Origin of the sequence: Streptococcus sp. 339 (assembly GCF_013277285.1) — a bacterium.
GTDB classification, from domain to species: Bacteria; Bacillota; Bacilli; order Lactobacillales; family Streptococcaceae; genus Streptococcus; species Streptococcus pseudopneumoniae.
Map to the genome: position 1 here is coordinate 15,094 of NZ_VMMR01000008.1, position 21,918 is coordinate 37,011.

At 35.5% G+C, this 21,918-nt stretch carries 19 protein-coding genes and 3 tRNA genes; 5 read left to right on the forward strand and 17 right to left on the reverse strand.

Annotated elements, in window-relative coordinates; genetic code table 11:
* Positions 1–13 precede the first annotated feature (13 nt).
* The 7 genes from HT736_RS01290 to HT736_RS01320 are packed head-to-tail and all read right to left on the reverse strand — an operon-like array spanning position 14 to position 6,419.
* Positions 14–808, reverse strand: coding sequence for an energy-coupling factor transporter transmembrane protein EcfT (locus tag HT736_RS01290; protein WP_023936273.1), 795 nt, complete (start codon positions 806–808; stop codon positions 14–16).
* A complete protein-coding gene (locus tag HT736_RS01295) occupies positions 801–1,640 on the reverse strand; it encodes an energy-coupling factor transporter ATPase (protein ID WP_023936271.1) in 840 nt (279 codons plus the stop codon). The genes HT736_RS01290 and HT736_RS01295 overlap by 8 nt, the downstream gene beginning before the upstream one ends.
* Positions 1,625–2,452, reverse strand: coding sequence for an energy-coupling factor ABC transporter ATP-binding protein (locus HT736_RS01300; protein ID WP_000835726.1), 828 nt, complete (start codon positions 2,450–2,452; stop codon positions 1,625–1,627). Before HT736_RS01300 ends, HT736_RS01295 begins: the two co-directional genes overlap by 16 nt.
* The gene (pgsA, locus tag HT736_RS01305) at positions 2,449–2,994 is read right to left on the reverse strand and encodes a CDP-diacylglycerol--glycerol-3-phosphate 3-phosphatidyltransferase (protein ID WP_000712127.1); all 546 of its coding nucleotides are present in this window, start codon (positions 2,992–2,994) and stop codon (positions 2,449–2,451) included. The genes HT736_RS01300 and pgsA overlap by 4 nt, the downstream gene beginning before the upstream one ends.
* Before the next feature lie 10 nt (positions 2,995–3,004).
* Positions 3,005–3,847 carry a cytoskeleton protein RodZ gene (rodZ, locus tag HT736_RS01310; RefSeq protein ID WP_023936269.1) on the reverse strand — a complete coding sequence of 281 codons (843 nt, stop codon included), beginning with the start codon at positions 3,845–3,847 and terminating at the stop codon, positions 3,005–3,007.
* A gap of 41 nt (positions 3,848–3,888) precedes the next feature.
* The gene (locus HT736_RS01315) at positions 3,889–5,172 is read right to left on the reverse strand and encodes a pitrilysin family protein (RefSeq protein WP_000170199.1); all 1,284 of its coding nucleotides are present in this window, start codon (positions 5,170–5,172) and stop codon (positions 3,889–3,891) included.
* Positions 5,169–6,419: a pitrilysin family protein gene (locus HT736_RS01320; RefSeq protein WP_172930667.1), complete on the reverse strand. Its 1,251-nt coding sequence runs from the start codon at positions 6,417–6,419 to the stop codon at positions 5,169–5,171. The genes HT736_RS01315 and HT736_RS01320 overlap by 4 nt, the downstream gene beginning before the upstream one ends.
* Positions 6,420–6,577: 158 nt before the next feature.
* Here HT736_RS01320 and yaaA point away from each other — a divergent pair, with 158 nt between their 5' ends.
* Together yaaA and recF are read left to right on the forward strand one after the other, a co-directional pair.
* On the forward strand, positions 6,578–6,946 hold the full coding sequence (gene yaaA, locus HT736_RS01325; protein ID WP_000455897.1) for a S4 domain-containing protein YaaA: 369 nt from the start codon (positions 6,578–6,580) through the stop codon (positions 6,944–6,946).
* Between the two features lie 2 nt (positions 6,947–6,948).
* Positions 6,949–8,046: a DNA replication/repair protein RecF gene (gene recF, locus HT736_RS01330; protein ID WP_172930668.1), complete on the forward strand. Its 1,098-nt coding sequence runs from the start codon at positions 6,949–6,951 to the stop codon at positions 8,044–8,046.
* Positions 8,047–8,095: 49 nt separating this feature from the next.
* Here recF and guaB read toward each other — a convergent pair whose 3' ends face one another.
* Together guaB and trpS are read right to left on the reverse strand one after the other, a co-directional pair.
* Positions 8,096–9,574 carry an IMP dehydrogenase gene (gene guaB, locus HT736_RS01335; protein ID WP_172930669.1) on the reverse strand — a complete coding sequence of 493 codons (1,479 nt, stop codon included), beginning with the start codon at positions 9,572–9,574 and terminating at the stop codon, positions 8,096–8,098.
* Between the two features lie 151 nt (positions 9,575–9,725).
* Entirely contained in the window at positions 9,726–10,751 is a 1,026-nt protein-coding gene (gene trpS / locus HT736_RS01340) for a tryptophan--tRNA ligase (RefSeq protein WP_000165450.1), read from the reverse strand.
* Between the two features lie 205 nt (positions 10,752–10,956).
* Between trpS and HT736_RS01345 the strand changes: the two genes are divergently transcribed.
* Together HT736_RS01345 and HT736_RS01350 are read left to right on the forward strand one after the other, a co-directional pair.
* Entirely contained in the window at positions 10,957–12,579 is a 1,623-nt protein-coding gene (locus tag HT736_RS01345; protein ID WP_000958774.1) for an ATP-binding cassette domain-containing protein, read from the forward strand.
* A 59-nt stretch (positions 12,580–12,638) separates the two neighbouring features.
* Positions 12,639–15,182 carry a YfhO family protein gene (locus tag HT736_RS01350; protein ID WP_050207767.1) on the forward strand — a complete coding sequence of 848 codons (2,544 nt, stop codon included), beginning with the start codon at positions 12,639–12,641 and terminating at the stop codon, positions 15,180–15,182.
* A 29-nt stretch (positions 15,183–15,211) separates the two neighbouring features.
* On the opposite strand, the gene HT736_RS01355 is transcribed toward HT736_RS01350, so the two are convergent.
* Positions 15,212–17,851 carry a YhgE/Pip domain-containing protein gene (locus HT736_RS01355; protein ID WP_172930670.1) on the reverse strand — a complete coding sequence of 880 codons (2,640 nt, stop codon included), beginning with the start codon at positions 17,849–17,851 and terminating at the stop codon, positions 15,212–15,214.
* A gap of 127 nt (positions 17,852–17,978) precedes the next feature.
* Between HT736_RS01355 and HT736_RS01360 the strand changes: the two genes are divergently transcribed.
* Positions 17,979–18,521 (forward strand): TetR-like C-terminal domain-containing protein, encoded by a 543-nt coding sequence (locus tag HT736_RS01360; RefSeq protein ID WP_001158278.1) that lies wholly within the window; start codon positions 17,979–17,981, stop codon positions 18,519–18,521.
* Between the two features lie 40 nt (positions 18,522–18,561).
* Here HT736_RS01360 and HT736_RS01365 read toward each other — a convergent pair.
* From HT736_RS01365 to rlmH, 7 genes are all read right to left on the reverse strand, one after another.
* Positions 18,562–18,635, reverse strand: a tRNA-Asn gene (locus tag HT736_RS01365).
* A gap of 5 nt (positions 18,636–18,640) precedes the next feature.
* Positions 18,641–18,712, reverse strand: a tRNA-Glu gene (locus tag HT736_RS01370).
* A 51-nt stretch (positions 18,713–18,763) separates the two neighbouring features.
* On the reverse strand, positions 18,764–19,516 hold the full coding sequence (gene comE, locus HT736_RS01375) for a competence system response regulator transcription factor ComE (protein ID WP_000866065.1): 753 nt from the start codon (positions 19,514–19,516) through the stop codon (positions 18,764–18,766).
* Complete coding sequence (gene comD / locus HT736_RS01380; RefSeq protein ID WP_001048117.1) at positions 19,513–20,838, reverse strand: competence system sensor histidine kinase ComD; 1,326 nt, start codon at positions 20,836–20,838, stop codon at positions 19,513–19,515. The genes comE and comD overlap by 4 nt, the downstream gene beginning before the upstream one ends.
* 20 nt (positions 20,839–20,858) lie before the next feature.
* Positions 20,859–20,984 (reverse strand): competence-stimulating peptide ComC, encoded by a 126-nt coding sequence (gene comC / locus HT736_RS01385; protein WP_000799687.1) that lies wholly within the window; start codon positions 20,982–20,984, stop codon positions 20,859–20,861.
* Positions 20,985–21,148: 164 nt separating this feature from the next.
* A tRNA-Arg gene (locus HT736_RS01390) sits at positions 21,149–21,222 on the reverse strand.
* 40 nt (positions 21,223–21,262) lie between these two features.
* On the reverse strand, positions 21,263–21,742 hold the full coding sequence (gene rlmH, locus HT736_RS01395) for a 23S rRNA (pseudouridine(1915)-N(3))-methyltransferase RlmH (RefSeq protein WP_000695932.1): 480 nt from the start codon (positions 21,740–21,742) through the stop codon (positions 21,263–21,265).
* Positions 21,743–21,918 lie beyond the last annotated feature (176 nt).

A 21,918-nucleotide genomic window follows, 5' to 3' on the forward strand; every position in this document is an offset into this window, starting at 1 on the left:
TTCCTGAAAGCTACTAAGATTTTAAGAAAAATAAGCAACAACCAAGTACGATAATAACAAGAATGGTCAGCGTATCCTTTAGAGTCCATTTCAATTGTCGATATTGACTTCTGCCTTTTCCACCCTGATAACCACGCGCTTCCATAGCGATAGCCAAGGAATCCGCACGTTTTAAACTTGTTGCAAAAAGAGGAATCAAAATGGGAATCATCGCCTTTACTTTTTGAACAATGCTTCCTTCACCAAAATCCACTCCACGCGCTTTCTGCGCATTCATAATCCGCGTCGTATCATCCATTAATGTTGGGACAAAACGTAGACTCATGGACAGCATCAATCCAATTTCATGAACTGGAACTTTCACACGCTTTAAAGGCGCTAACAAAGCTTCGACAGCTGATGCTAAACTTAAGGGCATGGTCGTTAAGGTTAACAAAGTTGAAAAGAAAATAATCAATACAAAACGACAAAAAATAATTCCAGCTTGTTGCAAAGCATAATCCGTGATTCTCACAAACGAAAACTCAAATAAAACATTCCCATTAGAAATGAAAAATAGTTGAAAAATAGTTGTGAAGGCAATCAAGAAAAACATAGACTTCAAGCCCTGAATAAAAAATGAAAGAGATACTCCTGACAAGGCAATAAATATCCCTGTCGCTATAAAAAGAATCAGATTCGTCAAGGGGTTATTAGCCCAAAACACAATCAAAATCAGTAGCATCATAGCAAGCAATTTGCTACGTGGATCCAATCGGTGAACAATCGAATCCCCTGGGATATAACGCCCTAAAATCATACTATCCATTTAGCGACTCCTTGAACTCCTCTATCTTAATCGGTAATCGTTTAAATGACACGCCTCTATCAGCCAATCGTTTACAAAAGGCCGTAATTTTAGGTACTCCCAACTGCACTTCTTCCATAAAGACAACATCTTGAAAGACATCACTTGGCTTACCACCCTTAACTAGACGTCCCTTTTCCATCACATAGACTTGATTCGCATGTTCAGCAACATCATCCATCAAATGTGTTACCAAGACGATGGTCATCCCTGACTGGTGGAGTTTTCTGAACAGGGTCATCAACTCTTTTCTCCCTAGAGGATCTAGACCAGCTGTTGGCTCATCTAAGACTAATATAGCTGGTTCCATGGCAAGTATGCCTGCAATGGCGACACGTCTCATTTGTCCACCAGACAACTCAAACGGACTACGATTAAAAAGTGATTCATCAATTCCAACCAAAGCCAGTTTCTCACGCGCAATCTGCTCCGCATCTTCCTCAGAAACTCCAAAATTTTGCGGTCCAAAAGCAACGTCTTTCAAAACCGTTTCTTCAAAAATCTGATTTTCAGCAAACTGAAATACCAAGCCAACCTGTTTTCTAATTTGACGAATATCTTTATTTTTAGAAGTCGAGGTGATTAAGGTATCAAAAACCCTCACACTCCCTTGACTTGGCACCAATAAACCATTTAAGAGTTGTAAAATAGTTGATTTACCACTACCTGTGTGCCCAATTAAAGCCGTATAAGAACCATCTTCAATCGTCAAAGAAACATCCGACAAAGCTGTTGAAGCTAAGGGAGTCCCTTCTTGATATGTAAAACTCACATTTTCTAGAGCAATTCCCATAATTTATCCTCTAGCTCACTTTCTGTCAAATAATTTTCAGGTAAATCATAGCCATTCTGGCTCAAAGAATATTTTACTTGATTGGCAAAAGGATCGTCTAATCCAATTTGATCTAAATCATTTCGAGAGAAAAGTTCTCTTGGGCTACTAGTTGATTCAATTTCCCCTTTTTTCATGACCAATACGCGGTCACTCATGGCAACTTCTTCCAAATCATGGGTAATAGAAATGACCGTCATATCATAGTCTTTCCGAATTCCCTGTACTGTCTCAATCAGTTCTCTACGCCCCTCAGGGTCCAACATACTCGTTGCTTCATCTAAGATTAAAATAGCTGGTCTTAGGGCTACAACACCTGCAATGGCCACACGTTGTTTTTGGCCACCTGATAGACGCGCCGGCTCTCTCTTTTTAAAGTCCAACATGCCAACCAAATCTAGAGCTTCCTCCACTCTCTTTTTCATTTCTTGACGAGAAAGACCCTGATTTTCCAAACCAAAGGCTACATCATCTTCAACAGTCGCTCCAACAAATTGATTGTCTGGATTTTGAAAAACCATACCGATTTGACGACGTATTTTCCAAACATTTTCCTCAGTCAACCGTTGACCATCTATTACAATCTCTCCAGATTCTGCTTCCAGTAAGCCATCAATTAATCGAACCGTCGTTGATTTACCACTACCATTATGCCCTACAATCGAAAGCCATTCTCCACGTTTCACGTGAAACGTAATATCCTTCACATCATAGTATTCTTGACTTTCCTTATAACGAAAAGAAAGATTTTTTACATCAATTATTGATTTCATTTCGAACCAAATGTCCCTTTAAATACATAGGCACTACCCTTGAAATAATCATAGCCAGAGTAGATAGTGAAAAACAAGGCCACATAAAGTAGAACTTGACCAAGCAAAGTCCAATGTAATAGCAAGAAAATAATGGCAAACATCTGACTAAAAGTTTTAATTTTTCCAGGCATTGCTGCTGCTAAAACTGTTCCACCAGTTTCAACCAATAAAAGCCTTAAACCTGTCACAGCCAACTCACGACAGATGATCACTGCAACAATCCAAGCTGGAGCCATACCTAACTCAATCAGCATAATAAAAGCCGACATAACTAGTAACTTATCCGCCATAGGATCTGCAAATTTACCAAAATTACTGACCACATTCCATTTACGAGCTAAATATCCATCTAAATAATCTGTAATACTAGCAATAGCAAAGATAATAGCTGCCACTATATGACTCTCTATCGAATTTCCTATCGTTAAAATAAAGATAAAAATAGGTATAAAGAGAATTCGACCTATTGTTAAAAGATTGGGAATTTGTTCTTTTTTCATTCGTTTTTCCTTAATTTTTAGTAAAGGTTACAGTGATTTGTCCAGTCTGAGCTGTTAATTTCGATAAATCAACAGTCTGATTATCTACTGTCAAAGCAACACCTTTTACAACACCTAAGGTAATTGTTACAGGACTTTTAGTTGCAACTGTTGCTTCTGCACTTTTCTTCTCTGGCGATAAGGTTACACCGCCCTCAAGTTCGCTTTCTGAAACGCTGACCCAACTTGTAACATCTGAAACTGCCAATTGCAATTTAACTGTTTCCTTACTTGTCTTATAAGCGATTTCTACATGATTTCCTTCACCTGATACACTTATAGCTGATTCTATACTAGAAGAACTGCTAGATGAACTACTACTTGAGGAGTGGGGAACAGAGCTAGTTGAACTTATTGAACTTGTTGATTGAACCACACTGTAATTAGAAAGAGAAGGCCCCTCTGGTTGAGTTTGAATATAGTTCCAAACATAATAGGTCACAAAAATTAAAATAGATAAGGCAAAAAGGATAAAATAAAATAAAGGTAAAAAGGATGGTTTTTTCTTATTTTTCTTACTTGAACGTCTGCGCCCTGTCAACTCGTCTTCATCAACATCTACTTCCTCATAAGTAATCATACTCCCAGAATCATAAGCATCCAAGACAATTTGGTCATCTAACTCAACAGCCCATGCATATTTTCTCAAGAAAGAACGCGTGTAAAAAGGACTTGGAAGTTGATCGAAATCGTCTGCTTCCATTGCTTCCAACATATCTAACTGGATTTCTGTCTTTTTCTGCAATTCATCTAAACTCAATCCCTGATTGATTCTAGCTAATCGTAAAACCTCACCAATTGTTTTTTTTCTCATACTTGTCATCCCTTCTTTCTAGTGTCTATTATGATAGGTTACTACGATGGGAATATTGTGAAATCAACTATATCCCCTTCATCTATTAAGTGATGCCCTGCTTCAAGGACATCCTCTAAAGTAATTTCCTGTAAAATTTTCGGCAAATCAAAAATTGTCTCACCATGTTCAAAAGCATCATATTGCGTTGCAAGCAATTCAAGAGAGTTCATGCTACTGAAAAATTCTCCAAACATCTCTCTTTTGATAATATCTAAATGATCCTCTGTAATATCTAAATCCTTTGTAAAATTACGAATGGCCTTCCTAAATTGATGGGATAAAGCAACTGGCTCTTTCGTATCCATTGTCAACATAACAAAATGAAAACGACTTGTTACTTCAATTTCAAGAGATAAGGAAGCATCTATTTTACCTGATTCATAACATTTTTGAAAACGATCCGAAGTCCAACCAAACATCATTGCAAACAATAATTTTAATAAAATATGATGTCGATAGCAATCCGCCTCAGCAACTTCTCGCTTACCTCTAACTCCAATCGCTAGTTTGGGAGAAGATACTTCCATTCTCATACTGTCTGTTTGCTTTACAGCCTGTAAAAGAAACTTTTCTCTTGCTAGTTCCTGAACATCTAAATCTTTCAGTTTTTTTCTTTCAAAATAGTCCTGTACTTTCTCTACATCAAAATCACCAACTAAAAACAGAGACATGTTTACAGGTTTGTAAAATCTTGCAAAATTTTCTTGCAAATTAGTTAGATTTATTTGGGAAATGGACTCCTCACTTCCAACTATATCCGTCGCTAAAGGTGTACCTGGATACAAATTCGCTAAGGTTGAAAAGAATAAACACGAATCTGGATCATCTTGATACATTTCTCGTTCTTGCTGAATAATATCCTGCTCTCTTAAAATGGAATCTTCAGTAAAATGTGCTGATGTTACCAATTCATCAAGTAAATCTAAATTTTCTAAAAAATGATCCGTTGCTGAAAAAAGATAGCTTGTTTTTGTAAAGCTTGTAAAGGCATTACTATCTGCACCTAGACTCGTAAAAGCAGACATCAAATCGCTAGAATCTTCTCTCTCAAATAATTTATGTTCAAGAAAATGAGCAATTCCCGCAGGATATTCTTTTACATCTCCGTCAACTTCTGTGACAAGCGTATCTACCGAACCAAACTGTACAGTGACACTCCCGTAAACCTCTTTAAATTCCTTTTTAGGCAAAAGAACAACTGTTAATCCATTTGACAAACGAGTTCGATAAATCATTTCTTTTACAGCTGGATAGTATTTTTCTTCAAAAACAACCTTTGTCATTCTATTCCTTCCATAAAGTAAATCGCCTGTAGTTTCACATTATTAGCTGCTCTACAAATAGCATCTTTGTCAACTTGCTCGAGTTTTGCAATCCAACCTTTAAAGTCTGCTGAAGATTTTCCAAGTAAGGCATTTTGATAAGCACGTTCAATCAATGAACCTTGATTATCTTGAGAAAGCAACAAAGACCGACGAATCATTTCCTTGGTCTGCTCTAGCTCAAGCTCTGTAAAATAACCTTTTTTTAAATCAAGTAATTGATTATTCATCATTTTTCGAGCCTGATTCCTATTTTCTCGATTGATACCAGCATACATCCTCAAAAATCCACTAAATAAATCAAGCTGACTTGAAATAGTATAAGCCAATCCAGCATTTTCACGGACATTTGTAAATAGTTTAGAGTGAGCAAATCCACCAAGTAAACCATTCATTACAATCATGGGTAAATGTTGCTCATCACCATATTCAGAAGGGCAATGATAACCTAATTCCAAAATGGATTGTCCCACATTTTTCCGAACCACACCTTCTTGTAGTATATTGGAATAAGGTTGACAATATTGAACCTTCACATCTCCTTTTCGACCTTTAAAGCCAAATGATTCTAATACATTTTGAATTTCAACCTCATTAAAATCACCTAGGAAAAAGAAATCTATTCGATCATTGGCCAAAAATTCTTGGAAACAAGAATAAGAACTTTGTGGGGTTTCAGCTAAAATACGATTTCGTAAATCACTATATTCCAATTGGAGACGTTGATCATGAAAAAATAATTTGTCTAATTCTTTATGTGCAAAATAAAAAGAATCATCCATATCAGCTGCTAAACTTGCTAGCATTTGCTTTTTCTCAATTGCAAATAAGGCCGAATCAAACCTATTATCAAATACTACGGGTGAAAAAAGAGTTTCTTTTACAAGTTCCAAAACCTGAGAAGTTAGCACATTTTTCCGACTCAAAAACTCATCACGAACATAGGTAAATGTCAATTCTACAATGTGACTTTGCCCTCTTCTGAAACAATTGGTTGACATATCTGTACCGTATAGACTGGCCAAATGTCTTCTCAAATCTTGAGAAGTGGGGTACATCTGATTAGCAGTCTCTAGCATACTCGCACTCAACATGCGACCTGCAATCGTATCAAGGGATAATGGAGCGGTAAAACGCACGGCGATTTTGTTCGTTTTAAACTTTTTTGATTGGATAAAATGTGTTGAAATTCCATGCACTAACTCCATGATTTACCTCCTTATATACAGACTTCTATTATATCACGAAAAACTGAAATTTTCTTGTTCTCTGTAACACTTTTGAAATAAAAATCGCTTACATTTCTCCCTATTTCTCTCACTATTTTTAGGAAAATATGGTATAATACCAAAGATTGAGGTGAATTATGGAATACAAATTATTTGAAGAATTTATTACCCTCCAAGCACTACTCAAAGAACTTGGAATCACACATAGCGGAGGAGCTATCAAATCATTTCTCTCTGAACATTCTGTTTACTTTAATGGGGAATTAGAGAGTCGTCGCGGTAAAAAACTTCGTATTGGTGATAAAGTTGACATCCCTGACATGAATATTGACATCTTGTTGACACAACCTACTTCCGAAGAACAAGATGAATACCAAGCTGATAAAGTTGAAAAAGAACGAATCGCTAAACTTGTTAAGGAGATGAATAAAGGAGTAAAGAAAGACAAATCAAAACCTACTTCATCACCCAAAAGCAAACAAGCTCCACGATTCCCTGGTAGATAATCATGTGGCTACAACACCTATCTCTCAAAACTTTTCGTAACTACAAAGAGACGAAAATAGACTTTAATCCTAAATTAAATATCTTTTTAGGACGCAATGCACAAGGTAAAACAAATATGTTAGAGGCTATCTATTTTTTAGCCTTAACACGCAGTCATCGAACTCGAACAGATAAAAATCTCATTCATTTTGATGAGGAACATCTTCATCTTTCAGGTCTTGTTCAGAAAAAAACGGGATCCATTCCTCTCGAAATTGAACTAACACAAAAAGGCCGTGTAACAAAAGTTAATCACTTAAAACAGGCACGACTTTCAGATTATGTCGGACACATGAATGTTGTCTTATTTGCTCCTGAAGATTTACAACTAATTAAAGGAGCACCTTCGGTTCGACGAAAATTTATTGATATGGAGCTTGGACAAATCAAGCCAATCTATTTATCAGATTTAACCAATTATAATCACATCCTAAAACAAAGAAACACTTATCTAAAATCAGCTCAAAAAATAGATGAAACCTTCCTCTCAGTGTTGGATGATCAGCTAGTTGATTATGGATGTCGTGTGATGAATCACCGCTTAGATTTCATAAAAAAACTAGAGCATTTTGGTCGTAAGAAACATTTTGAACTTTCTAATCAGATTGAAGAGTTGTCAATATCCTATCAATCTTCTGTCAATATAACTGACAAACAAAACTTATCCGAATCTTTCAAAATTGCTTTAGAAAAAAGTAGATCCAGAGATTTATTTAAAAAGAATACTGGTGTCGGTCCTCATCGAGATGACATTTCTTTTTATATAAATGGGATGGATGCTAGTTTCGGAAGTCAAGGTCAACATCGTAGTCTCGTCCTCTCGATAAAATTAGCAGAAATCGAATTAATGGAAAGTATTACTACAGAATCTCCGATATTATTGCTTGACGATGTTATGAGCGAACTTGACAACACTAGACAACTAAAATTATTGGAAACGATTTCTCATTCAATCCAAACCTTTATCACAACAACAAGCTTAGATCATCTTCAAAATCTGCCAGAAAATCTAAGTATCTTTACTATTCAGGATGGTAAAGTTTCTGTAAATGTAAATTGACAACATCGTAAAAGAACTCCTGTTTTCACAGGAGTTCTTTCCATTGTTTTTACATAGAATAATTTGGTGCCTCATTCGTAATTTGTACATCGTGAGGGTGGCTTTCTTTCAAACCAGCACCAGACATTTCAATAAATTGAGCATTATCGTGTAGTTCTTTAAGGTTAGCTGCACCACAATAACCCATACCAGAACGAATACCACCAATCATTTGGAAGACAATATCAGCTGCAGCACCTTTATAAGCAACACGACCTTCAATTCCTTCTGGAACAAGTTTGTTTGCTTCATTGACAGAACCTTGGAAGTAACGATCGCTTGAACCTTTCTTCATAGCAGCAATTGATCCCATACCACGGTAAGTCTTAAACTTACGTCCTTGGAAGATTTCAGTTTCGCCTGGAGCTTCATCAGTTCCAGCAAACATTGATCCAAGCATAACTGCATTTCCACCTGCAGCAAGGGCTTTTACAATATCTCCAGAATACTTGATTCCACCGTCAGCAATGATCGTTTTTCCATATTCACGCGCAACGGCTGCAGCATCGTAGATAGCTGTTACTTGCGGAACACCAACACCTGCAATCACACGAGTAGTACAGATAGAACCTGGGCCAATACCAACCTTGACAACATCTACACCTGCTTCATAAAGGGCACGTGCACCTTCCGCAGTAGCAATATTTCCAGCAATCAAAGTACGATCTGGGAAATGAGCACGAATCTCAGCAATTTTACGTAGGACACCTGCAGAATGACCATGTGCAGTATCAATAACAATCGCATCCGCTCCTGCTTCAAAAAGAGCCTCTGCACGTTCAAATGTATCTGAAGTAACACCTACTGCACCTGCAACTAGTAGACGACCAAACTCATCTTTAGCAGCATTTGGAAACTCAATAACTTTTTCAATATCTTTGATAGTAATCAAACCAGAAAGACGACCTTCTTCATCTACCAAAGGAAGCTTTTCAATACGGTGTTCTTGAAGAATACTCTCAGCTGTTGCAAGCTCTGTACCCACAGGAGCAGTAACAAGATTTTCACTAGTCATATGGTTTGAAATTGGTTGGTTATAATCTGAAATAAAACGAAGATCTCGGTTTGTCAAAATACCAACTAATTTACGATTTTCAAGTGTTTCAACAACTGGAACACCACTGATACGGTAACGCCCCATAAGCTCATCAGCTTCAGCAATTGTATGTTCAGGCGTCAAGAAGAACGGATCAATAATAACTCCATTTTCAGAACGTTTTACCTTGCGAACCTCATCTGCTTGTTGAGCAATTGACATGTTTTTATGGATAACTCCGAGACCGCCTGCACGAGCAATAGCAATAGCCATTTGACTCTCTGTAACTGTGTCCATGGCAGCGGTAATAATTGGGATATTTAAAGTCAGATTATCTGCCAATTTAGTTGTTAAATCTGCATCGTTAGGCAACACATGACTTTCAGCTGGAATAAGCAATACATCATCAAAGGTAAAACCTTTTTTCAAAAATTTAGTGTCCCAATTAGACATTCGAAGTTTCCTCTTTTCTTTCTTTTTGAGCTTGACTCTTTTTATATTGTATCTATCATACCATTCTATAAAAATTTGTCAAATGTTACAGGGGTAAATAAAAAACTATCTTTTCTTTGAGATAGAAATGATAGTTTCTTATAAAATAAACTTAGTTAAAGTAATGAAGTCCCATTGCTCCTTTAACTTCAGATAGGGTTTGACCTGCAACTTCACGCGCTCTTTCACTACCTTTTTGAAGCATATTATAAACTTCTCCCATATCCTTAGCAAATTCGATACGGCGCTCACGAATAGGACCAAGTTCACGTTCTAATATTTCAAGTAGATAACGCTTGGTCTTCACATCACCAAGACCACCTCGTTGATAATGTTCTTTCATGTCAGCAATTTCTTGAGCATCTTCTGGACGACCAAAAACATCTAGATAATGGAAAACCATATTTCCTTCAATTTTACCTGGATCCTCAACGCGGATATGATCTGGATCTGTATACATACTCATTACTTTTTTACGCAAAGTATCCGCATCATCAGCTAAATAAATACCATTATTGAGTGATTTAGACATTTTAGCATTTCCATCTAAACCAGGTAAACGCCCTGCTCTCTCATTTTCTGGATAAATACCTTCCGGTTCTACCAAGACATCACAGTTATATGCATTGTTAAAAGAACGAACAATTTCACGAGTTTGCTCAATCATTGGTTTCTGATCTGTCCCAACAGGAACATAATCAGCTTTGAAAGCTGTGATGTCAGCTGCTTGAGCTATTGGATAGACCAAGAATCCTGTCGGAATGCTTTCTCCAAATCCTTTCTGAGCAATTTCTGTCTTGACAGTTGGATTACGCTCCAGACGTGCTAATGAAACCAGATTCATATAATACATAGACAACTCAGCCAACTCTGGAATCTGACTTTGAATAAAAATAGTTGACTTACTTGGATCCAATCCAACTGCAAGGTAATCCAAAGCCACATTTCCGATAGACTCTACAATGGTTTGAGGATCTTTGGCATGATCTGTCAATGCTTGTTGGTCAGCCAAGAACACAAACATATCATACTTATCCTCTTCCTGTAATAATACTCGATTTTTGAGACTTCCAACATAATGCCCAATATGCAATTTTCCTGTTGGACGGTCTCCTGTTAAAATAATGGGTTTAGTCATTTTATTCTCCTTCGATATGGTCCCTTCAATTATAGCATTTTTTTAATGAAATAACTGCAATTTATAAAAATAAATCAACCTTGCTATTTACGGATTTTTGTAAAGTATGCTGTAAATGTAATTTACACAAAATTGACAGATAAAAATTTGAATATTTCCGTATTTTCTAGTAGAATAAATATATTACACATATAGGAGAAAAACATTGCTTACAGTATCTGATGTTTCACTACGTTTTAGTGATCGCAAACTTTTTGATGATGTCAATATCAAATTTACAGAAGGAAATACTTACGGATTAATCGGTGCTAATGGTGCCGGAAAATCAACCTTTTTAAAAATTTTAGCTGGAGATATCGAACCTACTACTGGTCACATCTCTCTTGGTCCAGATGAGCGTCTCTCTGTTCTCCGTCAAAATCACTTTGACTATGAAGATGAACGTGCCATTGATGTTGTTATCATGGGAAATGAAAAACTTTATAGCATCATGAAAGAGAAAGATGCTATCTACATGAAGGAAGATTTCTCAGACGAGGACGGGGTTCGTGCTGCCGAACTCGAAGGAGAGTTTGCTGAGCTTGGAGGCTGGGAAGCAGAAAGCGAAGCCTCTCAACTCCTTCAAAACCTAAACATTCCAGAAGAATTACACTACCAAAACATGAGCGAATTGGCCAACGGTGAGAAAGTAAAGGTTCTCCTTGCCAAAGCACTTTTTGGTAAACCAGATGTTCTTCTCTTGGACGAGCCTACCAACGGTTTAGACATCCAATCAATTACATGGTTAGAAGACTTCTTGATTGACTTTGATAACACAGTTATCGTAGTATCCCACGACCGTCACTTCTTAAACAAAGTATGTACTCACATGGCCGACCTTGACTTTGGAAAAATCAAACTCTATGTCGGAAACTACGACTTCTGGAAGGAATCTTCTGAACTCGCTGCTAAATTGCTAGCAGACCGTAATGCTAAAGCAGAAGAAAAAATTAAACAATTGCAAGAATTCGTTGCTCGTTTCTCTGCTAATGCTTCTAAATCAAGACAAGCAACATCACGTAAGAAAATGCTTGATAAGATTGAACTAGAAGAGATTGTACCATCTAGTCGTAAATATCCATTTATTAACTTTAAAGCGGAGCGTGAAATAGGTAATGATCTCCTGACAGTAGAAAATCTAACTGTAAAGATTGATGGTGAGACTATTTTAGATAATATCAGTTTTATCTTGCGTCCAGGTGATAAGACAGCGCTTATTGGTCAAAATGACATCCAAACGACTGCATTAATTCGTGCAATCATGGGGGACATTGACTATGAAGGAACTGTCAAGTGGGGAGTAACTACTAGCCGTTCTTACTTGCCAAAAGATAACTCGGCAGATTTTGCAGGAGGAGAGTCAATCCTTGACTGGTTGCGTCAATTCGCAAGTAAAGAAGAAGATGACAATACTTTCCTACGTGGCTTCCTCGGCCGTATGCTCTTCTCTGGAGATGAGGTTAACAAACCTGTAAATGTCTTGTCAGGGGGAGAAAAAGTTCGTGTCATGCTTTCAAAACTCATGCTTTTAAAATCAAATGTCCTTGTACTTGATGATCCAACAAATCACTTGGACTTGGAATCTATCTCAAGCTTGAATGATGGATTGAAAAACTTTAAAGAATCAATCATCTTTGCCAGCCATGACCACGAGTTTATTCAAACTCTAGCTAACCATATCATTGTCTTGTCTAAAAATGGCGTCATTGACCGTATCGATGAAACCTATGATGAATTCCTAGAAAATGCAGAAGTACAAGCAAAAGTTAAAGAACTTTGGAAAGACTAAAAAAATTCAAAACTCAGTTGGGTTAACCAGCTGAGTTTTCTAACATTTTATGAGGTAACATGAAATTATTTTTTAAAACATATTGGATCTATTTTGTTTCTTTCATCATTCCTGTAGTAATTATGATAGGAGTATATCTATCTCAAGGTATCTACTGGAATAGCGACAAATCTCCTCTATTAGGAGATGGCTTTCATCAATACGTTATTTTTGATATAGCTCTAAGAAATATCCTACATGGAAATAGTAGTCTGTTTTACACCTTTACAAGTGGTCTAGGGCTAAACTTCTATGCTCTATCTAGTTATTACTTGGGTAGTTTTCTTTCACCTCTGGTTTACTTTTTTGATCTAACGAATATGCCAGATGCTGTCTATCTGACCACTCTCTTAAAATTTGGATTGATTGGTCTGTCAACCTTTTTTAGTTTGAATAAATTGTTTCAATCTATCCCTCAGACTTTAAAACTAGCCTTATCTACTTCCTATACTCTGATGAGTTTCACTGTCAGTCAATTAGAGATAAAAACCTGGCTAGATGTTTTTATCTTGATTCCTTTAATTATAACTGGTTTACATCTACTGATAACTGAAAAGAAACTCCTATTGTACTTTACAAGTCTGTCAATCTTATTTATTCAAAATTATTATTTTGGATATATGACAGTATTGTTTCTTATTTTCTGGTATCTCTGTCAAATTTCGTGGGACTTTAAGACTCGAAAATCATCTGTTCTTGATTTCATAGTTATCTCCTTTTTAGCTGGTATGGCTAGTTTGATTATGACTCTTCCCACTCTGTTTGATTTACAGACACATGGGGAAAAATTGACTGAAGTTACAAAGTTTCAAACTGAAAGTAGCTGGTATCTTGATCTCTTTGCTAAGCAATTCATTGGTTCCTTTGACACAACAAAGTATGGGGCCATCCCAATGATTTTTGTTGGACTACTTCCCTTTATTTTGACCATTTTATTTTTTACGCTGAAATCTATTAAGTTTCACGTGAAACTCATATATGTAATATTCTTTGCATTTCTAATTGCAAGCTTTTACATAGAAGCTCTTGACTTATTTTGGCAAGGTATGCATACTCCAAATATGTTTTTACATCGCTATTCTTGGATTTTCTCTACCTTGTTAATTTACACAGCAGCGGAAGTCTTAAATCGTCTGAAAGAAATTAAAATCTGGAATTTTTTAGTTTCGCTTTTTCTTATAGTAACAGGATTTTTAGCTACCATCTATCTAAAATCACATTATTCTTTTTTAACAGATTTGAATATTCTACTGACTCTTGAATTTTTAGTTGTCTATTCTCTTTTACTCCTTGCAGTTATCAAAAAGTTTATCTCTGTAAATCTATTTGCCATTCTAATCTCTTTATTTATAATGGTTGAAATAAGTTTAAATGCTTCATCTCAAATAGACGGAATTGCTAAAGAATGGGGATTTGCTTCTCGAAGTGCATATAATCGAGATATCCCAGCTATGAAATCTTTCTCAACATATATTGGAAATCAATTTACTCGTACTGAAAAACTAGAGACTCAAACAGGAAATGACAGTATGAAATTCAACTACAATGGAATATCTCAATTTTCATCTGTTCGAAATCGTTCAGCAAGCTCTACTTTGGATAAACTTGGGTTTAAATCCTCTGGGACTAATCTCAATCTACGCTATGCAAATAATAGTATTTTGGCTGATAGTTTATTTGGTATCCAGTACAATATCTCAGACAGTCCTAGTGATAAGTATGGTTTTAAAGATATCTATCAAAAAGATAATCTTACCCTATATGAAAATCAATTCTCTCTTCCGATTGCCTTTGCTAGTCAATCTGTTTACAATGATGTCAAGTTCAATGAACATACTTTAGATAATCAAGCCTCGTTTTTAAATCAACTTGCTAACGTCGATTTTGATTATTTTTCTACAATCCCTTATGACAAAACAGAAAATACTAATGATTTGATTATTGTCACAAGTTCTTCAAATGAGGATGCAGCAATCCAGTATCAAATTGAAGTGCCAGAAAACAGCCAAGTTTATCTTTCTTTCACAAACCTTCACTTTTCTAATGATAAACAAAAAAAGGTTGACATCCTTGTAAATGGAGAAAAGAAAACTTTTACAACTGATAATATCTTCTCCTTCTTTAATCTAGGCTATACAAAAGAGAAAAAAACTTTCAATATCAATGTTAGTTTCCCTGGAAATTCACAAGTATCATTTGAATCTCCTACCTTCTACCGTTTAGATACCAAAACATTCACCGAGGCAATTCAAAAAATTAAAGAACAACCTGTCACAGTATCAACTTCTAAAAACAAGGTCTTTGCTACATATGATGTTAAACAAGATACGTCCATTTTCTTCACCATTCCTTATGACAAAGGTTGGTCTGCCTACCAAGATGGTAAGAAAATAGAAATTAAACAAGCTCAAACTGGATTTATGAAAGTTGAGGTTCCCAAGGGGAAAGGAACTATTACACTCTCCTTCATTCCCAATGGTTTTATTACTGGAGCAATTTGTTCCTTTACTTCTCTCTTACTATTTGGAACCTATAATCACAGACGAAAGTCATCTAAGGCATAAAAAATCGACCAATTAATCGGTCGATTTTTTTAATCTTCTTCCATTTTCTTAGGTTGATAGGCTAGCATACCTAAACCAGTAAATAGAGCTAGTATGGCATCTAGGAAAATGACTTGCTGATGAATATTTCCTGTCATAGAGATTGTTTGTCGTAATCCCGAAACTGAATAACTCATTGGTAACCAAGGACTAATAGTTCTAAAGAAATCATTTGTCAAGGCAAGTGGATAAGTACCGGCACTTGATGCTAACTGTAATAAAAGCAAAATAAGTGAGAAGAAAGCTCCTATACGGCTATTCCATGTTGTTAATGCGGTCACCATGGACATGAATACTAAACTTGTTAGGATAATGAGAATAAATGTTCTCATCTCATGATTAGCCGTTAGACCAATAAGATGAACTCCTCCATATACCAAAATTCCTGCCAAAACAGCTATAATACCATTTATTTCAGCCCGAGATTTCAACCAAGCCCAACGGCTCTCTGGATGACGTCCTGAAGGCAGCTTCGCAAAGATCATATTCGTTGATATTGCTGCAACAAAGAGAGCAACTGATATCATATAAGGAGCCATTGCAATTCCATTTACAGGAACTTGGTCATTGTCTGTTTTGGAAAGATTGAGTGGATTTGACAAAATATCTGCATTTTGAGATTCCGTAGATGCTGATTTGAGTTGATCACTAGCATTACTTAGTCCTTGTCCTAAAGAAGCAACTCCTGTCTGTAAACCTTCCAATCCAGAAGTTAACTTTGTTCCACCTTCTGCTAATTTCCCAGCTCCATCTGCCAATTTATTAGCTCCACTTTCTAATTGAGAAGCACCTGAAAGTAACTGACTGGATTTGTCAGCTAGTCGGCTAGATCCTGACTGCAATTTATCAACTCCTGCTATCAATTCTTGACTCTTTTGATTCAATTGGTTAGAGCCAGTTGATAATTTTTCAATACCAGATACTAATTCTGGAGTTTTTTCAACTAATTGACTAACTCCTGCTGTCAAGCTAGAAGATTTTTGTGTCAAGGTGTTTGAGCCTGAAACTAGTTGATCCAAACTACCTGTCAAGGTGGCATTTTTTTCACTTAGTTTACTTGCTCCCTGAGAAACTTTATCAACACCTGTAGTATATGCGTTTACACCTGATGCAATCGACTGACTATCAGGAACTAATTTGCTAGTAACAGCTCCTTGTATCTCTGTTAATCCACTTGACAATCTTGTCAAAGAAGTAGAAGCAATAGGTAATACTTGATTAGCTTGATTTTTTAAAGTCGCAAGATTAGAAGATTGATTTTGTAAGTTTTCTAAACTTCCCTGTAAACCTTTAACTACAGCTACAATTGACTGTGCTGATTGAATACTATCAGTCGAATTTTGAGATACAGAAGCACTTATTTCAGCTTGTTGCTCACTTGTCAAAGATTGATAAGCTGCTGTCGATTGAATATTGGCTAATGTAGTCGCTTTAGCAGACTGAGCACTTGCTAACATTTGATTAGAAAGAGATACTATACTTGATAAAACAGAATCTAATTGTTTTGTATCTCCAACATCAATATTTTGAATGGCTTGATTTAACTGATTCAGACCAGAAGATAATTGATTAATTTGATCTTTTTTCCCAGACGAAGCATCTAACTTGCTAGAAAGTTGTTGAATCCCTTCACTTAATTGCTCCACCCCTATTCGAAGTGTAGCTGATTGATTAGATAACTGATTAGCACCTGTTGCAAGACTTCCCACTCCATTGGTGTAGGCACTAACACCAGATGAAAATTGATTAAGACCAGCATTAAGCTGAGAAACACCGCCAGTATAGGATTCTACACCAGAATATAACTGATTGATTCCTCCTACTAATTCAGGACTTTTAGAAGATAATTGACCTAATCCGCTATCTAATTGACTCACTGCACCAGTATATGTAACTAAACCACTATTAAAATTCCCTAAGCCAAGATGAAGTTGTTCAACACCAGAGACATAAGAGGATAATCCTTTAGTAAACTGCTCCGTTCCATTTGAAAATGTTAAACTTGAAGCTGCTAAAGAGTGTAGGTTAGTAGTTAATATTTGACTTCCTGCCACTAACTGATTCGCTACATCAGTTAGTTTTTCACTTCCAGAATCTGCTTGGCTCATACCATCCTTTAAATAGACCATTTTGTTGAATAAAGCTTTAGTATAGGTCTCGGTTACATTGGTAGAAACACTCTGCTTTAATTGTGTCATAGCAGAATCGCTCATCTTGCTGGCAATAAAACTATGACCACTTGAAGTCTGATAATCGATTTGCATTTGCTCTGGATAATCCATTAAAATAGAAGCTGCTTTTTCAGATAAATCACTTGGTAAAGTCACTACCATATAGTAATCGCCATTTTCTAAACCCTTCTTACCTTCTTCATCTACAAAATGAAAATCCAAGGTTTTATTTTCTTTTAAATTGGACACCATGTCTTTTCCTATAGACATGCTATTACCATTATAGGAAGCCTCTTTATCATTATTGACAACTGCCACAGGTAAGTCAGACAATTGCCCATATGGATCCCACATTGATGACAAAAATATGATATTGTACAGAGCTGGAATAAGAGAAATCCCTATCATGACAATAATAAAGGTTGGTTTTTTAAAAATTGCTTTCCATTCTTTAAACATAGTTTCTCCTTTTTTAAACATATTGTCTAAAATTTTGATATAATAGATTATACAATAAAAAATCTAAATTACAATATAAAAAATCCATTTTTAGACATATAGTCTAATTTGTTTACAAGGAGGAAATATGCAAGAAAGTAACAAACGCTTAAAAACAAAGCGAACTATTGAAAATGCTATGGTACAATTACTAATGGAACAGCCATTTGATCAAATTTCTACTGTCAAGTTAGCAGAAAAATCCAGAATTAGCCGTTCCAGCTTCTATACGCACTATAAGGATAAGTATGATATGATTGAGCACTATCAAAGCAAGCTATTTCATACATTTGAATATATTTTTCAAAAACATGCTCATCACAAAAGAGACGCTATTTTAGAAGTTTTTGAATATCTAGAGTCAGAACCACTTCTGGCTGCCCTTCTTTCTGAAAATGGGACTAAAGAAATCCAAAATTTCTTACGAAATAAACTTCATATCATGCTCAGTACAGATTTACAAAAGCGATTTATGCAACTGAATCTAAATACCACTGAATTAGAATATAGTAGCATCTATCTAACTCATGCACTTTTTGGTGTCTGCCAAACTTGGATTGCACATGGAAAAAAAGAAAGTTCTCAAGAAATAACAAACTTCCTTATGAAAATGCTTGGTGATACAAATTGATACAAAAAGAGGAACACAGCTGTGTTCCCTTTTATCTATACTCCGCCAGTAGGACTCGAACCTACGACATCATGATTAACAGTCATGCGCTACTACCAACTGAGCTATGGCGGATAAAATAGTCCGTACGGGATTCGAACCCGTGTTACCGCCGTGAAAAGGCGGTGTCTTAACCCCTTGACCAACGGACCTTCTATCTGTAGCAGATATAACCATTATATCAATTTCTTGCTAATTGTCAATCACTTCTGAGATTTTTTCTCTAAAATATCTTTTAATTTTCTAATTTTTAATCTTGAAATAGGACAACGATGATCTTCATAGAAAACAATTTCTAGATTTTTTCGATCAATCTCTCTAATATTGCCTATATTTACCAAAAATGACTTATGAGGAGAATAAAATCGCTGAGTATGTTTGTCCTTTTCCTGAATATCTGTCATAGTACCGTAAAACTCTTTGGCAAAATTCTTACCAATAATACGTAATTTATGAGAGACTCCTGTCGTTTCAATATACAAAATATCATGGTAAGGGATTTTTAAATCATTTCCCTTGTAATTGTAGTCAAAATAATCCACCACATCTTCATTTTCAAGTAACATACTCTTCGTGTAAAAGATATTTTGCTCAATTCTCTTCTTAAACATCTCATCGTTGATATCCTTATCAACAAAATCTAGGGCTGATACCTGGTATTTATAGGTTAGAGTCGCAAACTCTGATCGACTGGTGATAAAGACGATAATAGCGTAAGGATTGTAATGACGAATGAGCTGAGCCACTTCAAATCCCTTTTTCTCAATTCCATGAATATCAATATCTAGGAAATAAAGCTGATTTACTTCATCGTTTTCAATGTATTCTTCAAATTCACGGACTTTTCCCGTTGTCTTGTATGATATTGGAATATTCGATTCTTTCGAAATTTCATCCAATATTCTCTCTAGTCTCACTTGATGTTCAATAACATCTTCTAAAATTAAAACTTTCATTCAAATTCCCTCTTACATCTAATGATTTGTCTAAATGTACTGCCTTCCATCTCTGTTTCTAAAATAATATTGTTGTACTTATCTAGTAGTTCCTTCACATTATTTAATCCGACTCCGCGATTTCTTCCCTTAGTGGAGAATCCTAAGGCAAATAGATTTCCTGAAGGAGTCATCGTCATTTTACATGAATTCTGAATCACAATCACTGTTTCAGTTTCCATCTTAATAACTGCTACTTCCATCTGCTTTTTATAACTATCAGCCGATCCTTCGACAGCATTGTTCAATAAAACACTCATAATACGAACCAAATCCAATAGTTCAATTGGGAGCTTGGTAATCGTATCTTTTACTTCCAGTGTAAACTCTACACCATTATTTCGAGCATAGACAATGGACTGAGCAACCAAACTTCGTAAAGCTGAATCTTCTATGTTGTTCAAATCAAAGTAAGTGTACTTATCTGAACGCAGTTTGTGATTAGCTTTGACCAAAACTTCATTGTAAACTCTGTCAATTTCTTGTAAATCACCACTGTCAATTGCCATCTGCATGCTGACAAGCATTCCAGCATAGTCATGTCGAAAACCACGGATTTCATTATACAGTCCGACAATTTCGTCTGTATAGTTTTGTAAATGTTTCTGTTCAAATTTCTTCTGCTTCAAAGCAATCTCTTTTTCCATTTGTTCTTTATGCGAATTCATTGCAAAGAAGGTCAAAAGTAACGAGATAAAAACAATAGATGACAAAATACTTCCAAAACTATTCAAATGTTTAACCGTACTTACCATATCTGAAACGAAAGATACAATATGGAGCAGTAGTAAGGCAAAAAATACTTTTTTCAAGAAAGGATAGAGGTAGTCTTTGTCAAAATAGGCTAGTTCCAAATGGAAATAATGAATGATTTTTAAGACAACAAAATAGGTCAACACCGTTACAACGAAAAAGAATGGGGCATGATATTGTGAAACAAAATTGTCTCCTGTTATAGAAGAGAAAGTTACGGACAGAAAGTTATGAGTGCTCTCATATAAAAGAGATAGTAGTAAACTTAGGAATAGTCCTCTATCCCTCTCATACTGTTTAATCCATCGAAAATAGGAATATAGGCCCAAAGGAAATAAAAATCTTTCAATCACTATTTCATCTAAATATAGAAGATAAAAGGAAAGTTCAAGTACTGCTTCTACTAGTAATGTATAGAGACCAAAAAAATATAGTTCCTTTGATTTTATTTGACCTTTACAAATTAAACGGTAACTGTGACTAATAATTAAAAAATGACCAATAACTGTCCCAAATCCAAATAAATTCATTACTCTTTCCCCTTATTTTATTACTTTTTTCTTGGGAAAATAAAATCACGGAGGATTTTTGGAAGTCTCATTTCCCCACCTTTAATCTTTTGCAAGTCTTTTTCCTTCAAGGCTACAAACTGTTCCAATTTAACTGTGTTTTTCATAATAAAATCTCCTAAAATGTTTTTTCTTGTAAGCTAACTTACAAAAACCATTATACAAAATGGAATTTCGTTTTAGATAAAATTCTCTCAACTGTCATTTTTTTCTCCCAAAGTGTACTTTTTTAAGAAAAAAGCCGGGAAAATTCCCAGCTTTGCTATTATATTGATCCCAGCAGGATTCGAACCTGCGACCGTTCGCTTAGAAGGCGAATGCTCTATCCAGCTGAGCTATGAGACCTAACACAATTATTCTACCAAAAATTCAATTAAAAGTCAATTTATTTATGATAGGGTGATCCCTGCTGAATCGTAAAAGCGCGATAGATTTGTTCAACAAGAACTAGTCTCATTAACTGATGGGGCAAGGTTAGGCGACCAAAACTGACAGAAAGATTGGCTCTATTTTTTACAGCTGATGACAATCCTAAACTTCCCCCAATAATAAAGGTAAGAGTAGAAAATCCTTTTATAGAAGCTTCTTCTAACTGCTTACTAAATTCTTCTGAAGAGAACATTTTCCCTTCAATAGCTAATGCAATAACAAAATCACGGTCAGCAACTTTTGATAAAATTCTCTGACCTTCTATTTCTAAAATCTTTTGATTTTCTGATTCACTGGCCTTATCTGGTGTTTTTTCATCTGATAACTCAATCATTTCAAACTTAGCAAATCTAGAAATTCGTTTTGAATACTCTGCGATACCATCTTTTAAATACTTTTCTTTCAGTTTCCCAACTGTTACAACTTTAATTTTCATGACTCTATTCTAACATATTCTCTATTTTTTCACATCTTATTCACAAAATAAAAAATAGATTTCAATTAAGAAAATCACAGCTTCAAAAGAGTTATCCACAGTTTGTGTAAAACTTTTGTGTTTAAGTTATAATTAAGCTAGTCAGTTTATACTTTCAGTAATTCAAACATATGGAG

Excerpts from the sequence above, each read along its gene's own strand:
- HT736_RS01290 (WP_023936273.1), bottom strand. The coding sequence starts at position 808 with ATGGATAGTATGATTTTAGGGCGTTATATCCCAGGGGATTCGATTGTT.
- HT736_RS01295 (WP_023936271.1), bottom strand. The coding sequence starts at position 1,640 with ATGGGAATTGCTCTAGAAAATGTGAGTTTTACATATCAAGAAGGGACT.
- HT736_RS01300 (WP_000835726.1), bottom strand. The coding sequence starts at position 2,452 with ATGAAATCAATAATTGATGTAAAAAATCTTTCTTTTCGTTATAAGGAA.
- pgsA (WP_000712127.1), bottom strand. The coding sequence starts at position 2,994 with ATGAAAAAAGAACAAATTCCCAATCTTTTAACAATAGGTCGAATTCTC.
- rodZ (WP_023936269.1), bottom strand. The coding sequence starts at position 3,847 with ATGAGAAAAAAAACAATTGGTGAGGTTTTACGATTAGCTAGAATCAAT.
- HT736_RS01315 (WP_000170199.1), bottom strand. The coding sequence starts at position 5,172 with ATGACAAAGGTTGTTTTTGAAGAAAAATACTATCCAGCTGTAAAAGAA.
- HT736_RS01320 (WP_172930667.1), bottom strand. The coding sequence starts at position 6,419 with ATGGAGTTAGTGCATGGAATTTCAACACATTTTATCCAATCAAAAAAG.
- yaaA (WP_000455897.1), top strand. The coding sequence starts at position 6,578 with ATGGAATACAAATTATTTGAAGAATTTATTACCCTCCAAGCACTACTC.
- recF (WP_172930668.1), top strand. The coding sequence starts at position 6,949 with ATGTGGCTACAACACCTATCTCTCAAAACTTTTCGTAACTACAAAGAG.
- guaB (WP_172930669.1), bottom strand. The coding sequence starts at position 9,574 with ATGTCTAATTGGGACACTAAATTTTTGAAAAAAGGTTTTACCTTTGAT.
- trpS (WP_000165450.1), bottom strand. The coding sequence starts at position 10,751 with ATGACTAAACCCATTATTTTAACAGGAGACCGTCCAACAGGAAAATTG.
- HT736_RS01350 (WP_050207767.1), top strand. The coding sequence starts at position 12,639 with ATGAAATTATTTTTTAAAACATATTGGATCTATTTTGTTTCTTTCATC.
- HT736_RS01355 (WP_172930670.1), bottom strand. The coding sequence starts at position 17,851 with ATGTTTAAAGAATGGAAAGCAATTTTTAAAAAACCAACCTTTATTATT.
- HT736_RS01360 (WP_001158278.1), top strand. The coding sequence starts at position 17,979 with ATGCAAGAAAGTAACAAACGCTTAAAAACAAAGCGAACTATTGAAAAT.
- comE (WP_000866065.1), bottom strand. The coding sequence starts at position 19,516 with ATGAAAGTTTTAATTTTAGAAGATGTTATTGAACATCAAGTGAGACTA.
- comD (WP_001048117.1), bottom strand. The coding sequence starts at position 20,838 with ATGAATTTATTTGGATTTGGGACAGTTATTGGTCATTTTTTAATTATT.
- comC (WP_000799687.1), bottom strand. The coding sequence starts at position 20,984 with ATGAAAAACACAGTTAAATTGGAACAGTTTGTAGCCTTGAAGGAAAAA.
- rlmH (WP_000695932.1), bottom strand. The coding sequence starts at position 21,742 with ATGAAAATTAAAGTTGTAACAGTTGGGAAACTGAAAGAAAAGTATTTA.